Annotated in this window: 7 protein-coding genes; 3 read left to right on the forward strand and 4 right to left on the reverse strand. The window is 38.7% G+C overall.

What is annotated here, in order from left to right; all coding sequences use genetic code 11:
- The first annotated feature begins 443 nt into the window (after window positions 1-443).
- Complete coding sequence (locus BXU11_RS17590; RefSeq protein WP_078213405.1) at window positions 444-1,001, forward strand: hypothetical protein; 558 nt, start codon at window positions 444-446, stop codon at window positions 999-1,001.
- Window positions 1,002-1,016: 15 nt separating this feature from the next.
- Here BXU11_RS17590 and BXU11_RS17975 read toward each other — a convergent pair whose 3' ends face one another.
- Window positions 1,017-1,193: a hypothetical protein gene (locus BXU11_RS17975; RefSeq protein WP_189318573.1), complete on the reverse strand. Its 177-nt coding sequence runs from the start codon at window positions 1,191-1,193 to the stop codon at window positions 1,017-1,019.
- A 239-nt stretch (window positions 1,194-1,432) separates the two neighbouring features.
- Here BXU11_RS17975 and BXU11_RS17600 point away from each other — a divergent pair, with 239 nt between their 5' ends.
- Together BXU11_RS17600 and BXU11_RS17605 are read left to right on the forward strand one after the other, a co-directional pair.
- Window positions 1,433-2,410, forward strand: coding sequence for a hypothetical protein (locus BXU11_RS17600; RefSeq protein WP_139363557.1), 978 nt, complete (start codon window positions 1,433-1,435; stop codon window positions 2,408-2,410).
- Window positions 2,407-3,087: a hypothetical protein gene (locus BXU11_RS17605; protein WP_078213408.1), complete on the forward strand. Its 681-nt coding sequence runs from the start codon at window positions 2,407-2,409 to the stop codon at window positions 3,085-3,087. The genes BXU11_RS17600 and BXU11_RS17605 overlap by 4 nt, the downstream gene beginning before the upstream one ends.
- A gap of 237 nt (window positions 3,088-3,324) precedes the next feature.
- Here the strand turns inward: BXU11_RS17605 and BXU11_RS17610 are convergent, their stop codons facing one another.
- The 3 genes from BXU11_RS17610 to BXU11_RS17625 form a co-directional block, all read right to left on the reverse strand.
- Window positions 3,325-3,660, reverse strand: coding sequence for a hypothetical protein (locus tag BXU11_RS17610; protein ID WP_139363558.1), 336 nt, complete (start codon window positions 3,658-3,660; stop codon window positions 3,325-3,327).
- A gap of 460 nt (window positions 3,661-4,120) precedes the next feature.
- Window positions 4,121-4,345, reverse strand: a complete 225-nt coding sequence (locus BXU11_RS17615; RefSeq protein ID WP_078213410.1) for a hypothetical protein — start codon at window positions 4,343-4,345, stop codon at window positions 4,121-4,123.
- Window positions 4,346-4,754: 409 nt separating this feature from the next.
- Window positions 4,755-5,732, reverse strand: a complete 978-nt coding sequence (locus tag BXU11_RS17625) for a hypothetical protein (RefSeq protein WP_078213412.1) — start codon at window positions 5,730-5,732, stop codon at window positions 4,755-4,757.
- Window positions 5,733-6,106: the final 374 nt, after the last annotated feature.

Here is a 6,106-nt window from a genome sequence, read left to right on the forward strand (position 1 = left end):
TCAATAGTCAAGTGTCTTTCTTCTCTGATAATCTTGACTTTATCTCCTATTTTTTGTTTTAAATCCATGTCGCTAAAAATACTTTTATGCCTACAATTGTACTGCATACTATTGTAGGCTTATTTTTCTAGTTGTTAACAAATAAAAAATTGCTAATTTGGAATACTGTATGCCTTTCCAAATCGTCAACTTGCAATTTCCCACTAAAAAAAGTACTTTTATGATAAAATAAGTCCATTTGAAACCCTATTTACAAAAAAGCATCGCCATTATACGCCGAATTCTTCCTGGAATTATGGCGTATTCTTGCTTTTGCTTCTATTGATTCATTTACCTTTTGTGCAACGATTCGCCAAAAATCAGGCCGTTGCCTATTTGCAAAATAAAATCAAAACGACTGTCCAAATCGATACCTTTCGTTTGGATTGTTCCAACCCATTCGTGTGAAAGGCCTCTTTTTGGCCGACCAAAAAAAAGATACTTTAATTGCAGGTCGTGAACTCAACGTGGACATCAATTGGCTGGATTTGGCTAGTAATCAACTAACGTTCAGTAGTATTGCATTAGATGGCGTCACGATTAAAGTGGACCAAAATAACCGCGGAAAATTCAATTTCGACTATATCCTTAAGGCTTTTGAAAGTACCGATCCACCTAAGGAAACTTCCTCCAATGCTATGGCGATCGTCTTGCAAAAAATCAAGTTGAATCAAGTGCGTTTGGTCTATCAACAGGCCAAAGATCCTTTGCAAACCAATATAAAAATCAAGCATTTTGATACGCAATTCCAAACCTTCGATTTGGAAAATCAAATAGTGGCTATTCCAAAAATCAATCTTGTGGGTCTGACGGCTACTATTAGCCAAACGCTAACTACTTCACTACAAAAAATTGCGCCAAACGCGATTGTTTTACCTCCAAATCGTCCGTGGAAAGTATCGGTAGGTGAAATTGATTTGAAAAAAGTGCATGTAGACTATGCCGAGAGCAGCCAAAAATGAAAGGACAGGTTTCCTTTAGACGTTGTACACCAAACTAGAACTGTTGGATTTGGCTAATGAATTAGTGGTGATCAACAAAACCCAATTCGAGAATTTGCGAGGCGCAGTATCTTTAGGAAAAACTACTTCAATAGCTGCTCCCTCTACAGAAACTCCACAAACAAAACCCAATGCGTGGGAGGTAAAAATCAAACAAACGGAAGTGGCACAACTGTTTTTTCAGTGGGACAATCACAATGTCAATCCTATTACAAAAGGTTTAGATTTTAATCATTTGCAATTAAAAAACAGCCATTTCAAAAGCCAAGAATTTCCATTACACTTCACAATCTATTGCCGCCAACATTGTAGCTTTTGCAGGAAAAGAACAAAGTGGTTTGCAAATCGACTCCTTGCATACCGATTTTTTCTACGGTCCTAGAAACAGCTATTTGAAAAAATTATATCTCAAAACTCCTCAAACGGTAGTGCGCAATGAGGTGCTTATTGGGTATCCTTCTATTGCTCAAGTGGCTAAAAATCCAAAAGAAATAAGTATTAAAGCCAACATTAGCAATAGCAAATTAGGTTTTAAAGATGTATTGCTACTGGCGCCACAATTGGCAAAAACCAACCCATTTGATAGTAATCCAAATGACATTTTGATCCTAAACAGTGTCGTTTCGGGCAAATTAAATTGCCTCGAAATTCCAAATCTCGAACTCAGCGGCATCGGAAAAACAAAACTAAAAGCTAGTGGACGCATCCTTGGACTGCCCGATATGGACAAAGCACAATTTGATATTGCTTTGCAAAATTTTGAATCCACTGCCAAAGATATTGCGGTTTTCGCTCCAAAAGGAAGTCTTCCAAAAAACGTGACTTTACCTTCAAAGCTCAGTGCCAAAGGAAGTTTTAAAGGAACGATGCATTCGTTTTTAACCGATTTGGCCCTACAAAGTAGTTTTGGATCCGCCAAAGTAAAGGCTTCCTTCGATCAAAGTATAAAAAATCAACCCAAATATAACGCACAAGTCGAATGGATTCGTTTTGACTTAGGGCGACTGCTACAGCAAAAAGAGCTAGGTAAAATTTCAGCTAAAACCAAGATCATAGGAACGGGATTCGATCCAAAAACAGCGAAAATTAAGGCCTCTGGAACTATTTCTAATGTGATGTATAACCAATACAGCTATCAAAATTTTGGTTTTTCCGCTACCGCCAACAACGGATTTTATACTACACATGCCACAATCAATGATGCCAACTTGAGCGCCAAAATTGACGCCAATGGAGATTGGAAAGATAAATTTCCAAAAGGAACCGTAAAACTCAATTTGGATATTGCCGATTTAGAAAAACTACACCTCCATGCCGGCCCCTTAAAGTTAAAAGGAGAAATGGATGCCTCCATACTTGCCGCGATTTGAATTTTTTAACAGGTACAGTCACTGCACATCATTTGGTGGTGACCAACGAAAAAGGCAGTTTTCCGATAGATTCTATTGCTATACAAACCGCAGCCAATGCCGAAAAAACGACTTTAACGCTTGACACTGGTTTCCTTCAAGCCTCAATCGAGGGCGGTTTTCAATGGACTGCTATTGGTGGAGCACTTGAGCGTTCCCTCCGCTCCTACTTTAGCACCCAACCTATCAAAACCATCAAACCTGGGCCTGCTCAGCAATTTTCTTTCCACCTCGCCACCAAGGAAAGTCCGATTTTTGGACAATTGGTACCAAATCTAAAAGAAATGGCGCCTGTTACAATTAGTGGAAATTACCAATCGGTTTCTGATTCCTTAGCCTTACAAATACAGGTTCCAAAATTAGCACTCGGCGATCAAGTAATTACCAATGCTACTTTCGACTTAAATACTGCCAATAAAGCGTTGCACTATCAACTACAAATTGCTGCAATCACCAATCCTCAAATGCAATTGCCCATGACGGTGTTCGCTGGAAAAGTGGCTAATAATCAAATCGATTATGCATTGCAAGTAAAAGATATAAATAACAAAGAGCGCTATAGCCTTGCTGGAGCTATGAATAGCGAAAAGCACGCTTTATACATGCATGTACTAAAGCGTGCTTTTCGCTATTCATAGCTCCAGCAAGGCTATAGCGCTCTTTGTTATTTATATCTTTTACTTGCAATGCATAATCGATTTGATTATTAGCCACTTTTCCAGCGAACACCGTCATGGGCAATTGCATTTGAGGATTGGTGATTGCAGCAATTTGTAGTTGATAGTGCAACGCTTTATTGGCAGTATTTAAGTCGAAAGTAGCATTGGTAATTACTTGATCGCCGAGTGCTAATTTTGGAACCTGTATTTGTAAGGCTAAGGAATCAGAAACGATTGGTAATTTCCACTAATTGTAACAGGCGCCATTTCTTTTAGATTTGGTACCAATTGTCCAAAAATCGGACTTTCCTTGGTGGCGAGGTGGAAAGAAAATTGCTGAGCAGGCCCAGGTTTGATGGTTTTGATAGGTTGGGTGCTAAAGTAGGAGCGGAGGGAACGCTCAAGTGCTCCACCAATAGCAGTCCATTGAAAACCGCCCTCGATTGAGGCTTGAAGGAAACCAGTGTCAAGCGTTAAAGTCGTTTTTTCGGCATTGGCTGCGGTTTGTATAGCAATAGAATCTATCGGAAAACTGCCTTTTTCGTTGGTCACCACCAAATGATGTGCAGTGACTGTACCTGTTAAAAAAATTCAAATCGGCGGCAAGTATGGAGGCATCCATTTCTCCTTTTAACTTTAAGGGCCGGCATGGAGGTGTAGTTTTTCTAAATCGGCAATATCCAAATTGAGTTTTACGGTTCCTTTTGGAAATTTATCTTTCCAATCTCCATTGGCGTCAATTTTGGCGCTCAAGTTGGCATCATTGATTGTGGCATGTGTAGTATAAAATCCGTTGTTGCGGTAGCGGAAAAACCAAAATTTTGATAGCTGTATTGGTTATACATCACATTAGAAATAGTTCCAGAGGCCTTAATTTTCGCTGTTTTTGGATCGAATCCCGTTCCTATGATCTTGGTTTTAGCTGAAATTTTACCTAGCTCTTTTTGCTGTAGCAGTCGCCCTAAGTCAAAACGAATCCATTCGACTTGTGCGTTATATTTGGGTTGATTTTTTATACTTTGATCGAAGAAGCCTTTACTTTGGCGGATCCAAAACTACTTTGTAGGGCCAAATCGGTTAAAAACGAATGCATCGTTCCTTTAAAACTTCCTTTGGCACTGAGCTTTGAAGGTAAAGTCACGTTTTTTTGAAGACTTCCTTTTGGAGCGAAAACCGCAATATCTTTGGCAGTGGATTCAAAATTTTGCAAAGCAATATCAAATTGTGCTTTGTCCATATCGGGCAGTCAAGGATGCGTCCACTAGCTTTTAGTTTTGTTTTTCCGATGCCGCTGAGTTCGAGATTTGGAATTTCGAGGCAATTTAATTTGCCCGAAACGACACTGTTTAGGATCAAAATGTCATTTGGATTACTATCAAATGGGTTGGTTTTTGCCAATTGTGGCGCCAGTAGCAATACATCTTTAAAACCTAATTTGCTATTGCTAATGTTGGCTTTAATACTTATTTCTTTTGGATTTTTAGCCACTTGAGCAATAGAAGGATACCCAATAAGCACCTCATTGCGCACTACCGTTTGAGGAGTTTTGAGATATAATTTTTTCAAATAGCTGTTTCTAGGACCGTAGAAAAAATCGGTATGCAAGGAGTCGATTTGCAAACCACTTTGTTCTTTTCCTGCAAAAGCTACAATGTTGGCGGCAATAGATTGTGAAGTGTAATGGAAATTCTTGGCTTGAAATGGCTGTTTTTTAATTGCAAATGATTAAAATCTAAACCTTTTGTAATAGGATTGACATTGTGATTGTCCCACTGAAAAAACAGTTGTGCCACTTCCGTTTGTTTGATTTTTACCTCCCACGCATTGGGTTTTGTTTGTGGAGTTTCTGTAGAGGGAGCAGCTATTGAAGTAGTTTTTCCTAAAGATACTGCGCCTCGCAAATTCTCGAATTGGGTTTTGTTGATCACCACTAATTCATTAGCCAAATCCAACAGTTCTAGTTTGGTGTACCAACGTCTAAAGGAAACCTGTCCTTTCATTTTTTGGCTGCTCTCGGCATAGTCTACATGCACTTTTTTCAAATCAATTTCACCTACCGATACTTTCCACGGACGATTTGGAGGTAAAACAATCGCGTTTGGCGCAATTTTTTGTAGTGAAGTAGTTAGCGTTTGGCTAATAGTAGCCGTCAGACCCACAAGATTGATTTTTGGAATAGCCACTATTTGATTTTCCAAATCGAAGGTTTGGAATTGCGTATCAAAATGCTTGATTTTTATATTGGTTTGCAAAGGATCTTTGGCCTGTTGATAGACCAAACGCACTTGATTCAACTTGATTTTTTGCAAGACGATCGCCATAGCATTGGAGGAAGTTTCCTTAGGTGGATCGGTACTTTCAAAAGCCTTAAGGATATAGTCGAAATTGAATTTTCCGCGGTTATTTTGGTCCACTTTAATCGTGACGCCATCTAATGCAATACTACTGAACGTTAGTTGATTACTAGCCAAATCCAGCCAATTGATGTCCACGTTGAGTTCACGACCTGCAATTAAAGTATCTTTTTTTTGGTCGGCCAAAAAGAGGCCTTTCACACGAATGGGTTGGAACAATCCAAACGAAAGGGTATCGATTTGGACAGTCGTTTTGATTTTATTTTGCAAATAGGCAACGCCTGATTTTTGGCGAATCGTTGCACAAAAGGTAAATGAATCAATAGAAGCAAAAGCAAGAATACGCCATAATTCCAGAAGAATTCGGCGTATAATGGCGATGCTTTTTTGTAAATAGGTTTCAAATGGACTTATTTTATCATAAAAGTACTTTTTTTAGTGGGAAATTGCAAGTTGACGATTTGGAAAGGCATACAGTATTCCAAATTAGCAATTTTTTATTTGTTAACAACTAGAAAAATAAGCCTACAATAGTATGCAGTACAATTGTAGGCATAAAAGTATTTTTAGCGACATGGATTTAAAACAAAAAATAGGAGATAAAGTCAAGATTATCAGAGAAGAAAGACACTTGACTATTGAGT

It is taken from the genome of Flavobacterium sp. LM5 (assembly GCF_002017945.1).
GTDB classification, from domain to species: domain Bacteria; phylum Bacteroidota; class Bacteroidia; order Flavobacteriales; family Flavobacteriaceae; genus Flavobacterium; species Flavobacterium succinicans.

Bases quoted from the DNA above. Each gene is read 5' to 3' on its own strand.
- BXU11_RS17615 (WP_078213410.1), bottom strand. From the start codon at position 4,345: ATGGACAAAGCACAATTTGATATTGCTTTGCAAAATTTTGAATCCACT.